Raw genomic sequence first — 2770 nt, forward strand, 5'->3', positions numbered from 1 at the left:
ACCCCGGCGGAATATTCCTCCAGCACCTCACGCACGCGCGCCGACATGTCGCCATACAGCTCGTAGTTGGAGGAGAGCAGGTGGATGCGCCCCTCACGGACGAGTGGCTGTAGCTGGAAGGCGGGGGTGCCCATCTCCACGCCCAGCGCCTTGAGTTCGTTGGAACGCGCGATCACGCAGCCGTCATTGTTGGACATCACGCCGACAGGGCGGCCCTCCAGACGCGGATCGAACACTCGCTCGCAGCTGGCGTAGAAGTTGTTGCAGTCGACCAGTCCGATCATCGGCGTATTCATACCGCGTATTCGTGGATGACGGAGCGCACCACCCCCCAGACCTGGCATTCGAGGTCGAAGATCGCGACCGGTGGATACAGGGCATTGCCGGAGCTCAGATAGGGGCGCTGACCGATCAGCTCATAACGCTTGACCACCACCTCACCCTCGACCAGTGCCACCACGATATGCCCGGGACGGGCATCGATGGAGCGGTCTACCACCAGGGTGTCGCCCTCATAGATGCCGAAGCCTTCCATGCTGTCACCCGCCACCGTCATGAAGAAGGTCGCTGCCGGGCGCTTGATCAGCCGCTCGTTGAGGTCCAGCGTGCGCCCCGCGTAATCCTCGGCCGGCGAGGGGAAGCCGGAAATGCCAGCGCGCCCCGTGATGTGAGGGTGCGGCAGCGCACAGGGCTCCGGCGCTGGATGAGGGCGAGCCAGCGAGGCGTGGGACGGTTGAGCGGCAGATACGGTCATGGGTGGGGTCTCCTTTCGATACTGTATTCATATACAGTATCGGCGCTGAGAAGCCCTCAGGCAACTGATAATCCCTGCGAGTGCTGCACATTCACGAGACGCAGATCAGATGAGGTGCACCTGTGTTCAATGGTGGACGGCAGGTAAAGCTGCTAGCGGAAAAAATTTCCCGGTAGGCCTCGCGTTTGCATTTGCCTGATATCCGCCTTACCTTCGTTATTCCTTATATAACAATATTAGAGGTGGAAAATGCGGCTTCCGATGTTGGCGGTGGGTTTGGCATGCGGTATGTGCAGTGCCGGTGCGCAAGCGGCGGACTATCAGGATGTTCAGGATGCCGTCGAGCAACAGCGAGCGCCTCTGCTGGAGACGCTGGAAACACTGGTCAACGTGGATTCGGGAACGGGCTACCGTGAAGGCTTGAATGACGTTGAGGCAATGCTGACCCAGCATCTCGAAGCGCTTGGCGCACAGGTGGAAACGCACCCTGCCAAGACCTATGGCGGCAATACGATTGTCGGTCGCCTGCAGGGGAATGGCAGTCGCAAGATCATGTTGATGATTCACTACGACACCGTCTTCGATGAAGGCGCCGCCACGGAGCGTGCCTTCCGTATCAAGGATGGGCGTGCCTATGGCCCGGGCGTGGGCGATGCCAAGGGTGGCGCAGCCGTTATTCTGCACAGTCTCGAGGCGCTGGAGTCGCTCGGGTTTGATGACTATGGCCAGGTGACGGTTGTCTTCAATCCTGATGAGGAGAAAGGCTCGCCGGGCTCGCATGACCTGATTCATGAGCTGTCGGCAGATCAGGATGCCGTGCTGGTATTCGAGCCTACCTTCGCTGACCCGGGAGTCGATGCCGTCACCGTCGTCACCAAGGGCATCAACTATGCGTTTCTCGAGGTGAAGGGCCGTGCCTCCCATGCCGGTGGCGCACCAGAGGAAGGGCGCAACGCCATCATGGAATTGTCTCATCAGCTGCTGCAGTTGAATGAGCTTGATGATGCGGACAAGGAGACGACGCTCAACTGGACGATCGTCGAGGGCGGCGTCAAACGCAACGTGATTCCGGAGCATGCCAGGGCGGAGGGTGATATGCGCTACTTCGATAGCAGCGAGTATCAGCGTGTCCTGGAAGAAGCGCAGGCCATCACGAAGAACCAGTTGATCGATGATACCGAAGTGGAGTTTCACCTCGAGAAGGGGCGTCCGCCGCTGCCTGACAATCCGCAGAGCCAGCAGCTGGCCGAGCAGGCCCAGAAGATCTATCAGGAGTTGGGGCAGACACTGCAAGCGGTCGAGATCGGTGGCGGCACCGATGCGGCCTACGCCTATCATGCAGATTCCGATAAACCGGCAGTGCTCGAATCCCTGGGGCTCGTCGGCGGCGGCTACCACAGCGATCAGGAGTTCGTGCTGGTCGATAGCGTCGTGCCACGCCTTTACCTGACAACACGCATGATCATGCAGTTGTCCGAGGATCAGCCGCAGGAGTGAAACCGGGGTTGCAGCGGTAAATGATATGCCGTCATGACGGCAAGCCCGATAAAAAGCCCGGCCTCCAGGAGGCCGGGCTTTTTGGGTCTTTCCCCATGCTTTTCTGTCAGCCCGCCGGGCTCAGGATGCGGATATCGCCATCGGCGATCCAGTCACCGGCGTTGTCGCGGAAGCGCTGCATATGTTCGGTCTCACGGTGGGCCTGCAGCGCATCGTGGGATTCCCAGGCTTCCACCACGGTGATGGTGTCGGGGCGTGGGTCGTTGTCCTTGTCGGCGGCGCGTTCGGAGTCCAGGCACGGGTGGTAGGCGTGGCAGCCATCTTCCTCGCGCACGGTGGGCGCGACGGCGCAGAGTTCATTGAAGACATCCTGAACGTGGCCTTCCTTGGCGGTAACGGTGGCGATTACCCAGATCATCTTGGCTCCTTGTGACGGTGCTGACCGCCGATGTTGTCGGGATTCTCGTGATGAGATGTCCTGACTATGTGGAGCCGTTTCTGGCCACTGCAAGGGGCAGG

4 protein-coding genes are annotated in these 2770 nt (G+C 60.3%); 1 reads left to right on the top strand and 3 read right to left on the bottom strand.

Annotated elements, in window-relative coordinates; genetic code table 11:
- Together AC4FAH_RS12275 and AC4FAH_RS12280 are read right to left on the bottom strand one after the other, a co-directional pair.
- A partial coding sequence (locus tag AC4FAH_RS12275) for a Y-family DNA polymerase (RefSeq protein WP_474373666.1) occupies positions 1 to 284 on the bottom strand: 284 nt, incomplete at its 3' end.
- Positions 285 to 292: 8 nt separating this feature from the next.
- Positions 293 to 754 carry a LexA family protein gene (locus tag AC4FAH_RS12280; RefSeq protein WP_043332158.1) on the bottom strand — a complete coding sequence of 154 codons (462 nt, stop codon included), beginning with the start codon at positions 752 to 754 and terminating at the stop codon, positions 293 to 295.
- Positions 755 to 1042: 288 nt separating this feature from the next.
- On the opposite strand from AC4FAH_RS12280, the gene AC4FAH_RS12285 reads away from it, so the two are divergent.
- On the top strand, positions 1043 to 2251 hold the full coding sequence (locus AC4FAH_RS12285) for a glutamate carboxypeptidase (protein WP_286988083.1): 1209 nt from the start codon (positions 1043 to 1045) through the stop codon (positions 2249 to 2251).
- A gap of 106 nt (positions 2252 to 2357) precedes the next feature.
- Here AC4FAH_RS12285 and AC4FAH_RS12290 read toward each other — a convergent pair whose 3' ends face one another.
- Positions 2358 to 2669 carry a putative quinol monooxygenase gene (locus AC4FAH_RS12290; protein WP_043332154.1) on the bottom strand — a complete coding sequence of 104 codons (312 nt, stop codon included), beginning with the start codon at positions 2667 to 2669 and terminating at the stop codon, positions 2358 to 2360.
- Positions 2670 to 2770: the final 101 nt, after the last annotated feature.

The organism is Cobetia sp. (genome assembly GCF_983723665.1).

What these genes read in the sequence shown, in the direction of transcription:
- AC4FAH_RS12280 (WP_043332158.1), bottom strand. Translation starts at nt 754, where the DNA reads ATGACCGTATCTGCCGCTCAACCGTCCCACGCCTCGCTGGCTCGCCCT.
- AC4FAH_RS12285 (WP_286988083.1), top strand. Translation starts at nt 1,043, where the DNA reads ATGTGCAGTGCCGGTGCGCAAGCGGCGGACTATCAGGATGTTCAGGAT.
- AC4FAH_RS12290 (WP_043332154.1), bottom strand. Translation starts at nt 2,669, where the DNA reads ATGATCTGGGTAATCGCCACCGTTACCGCCAAGGAAGGCCACGTTCAG.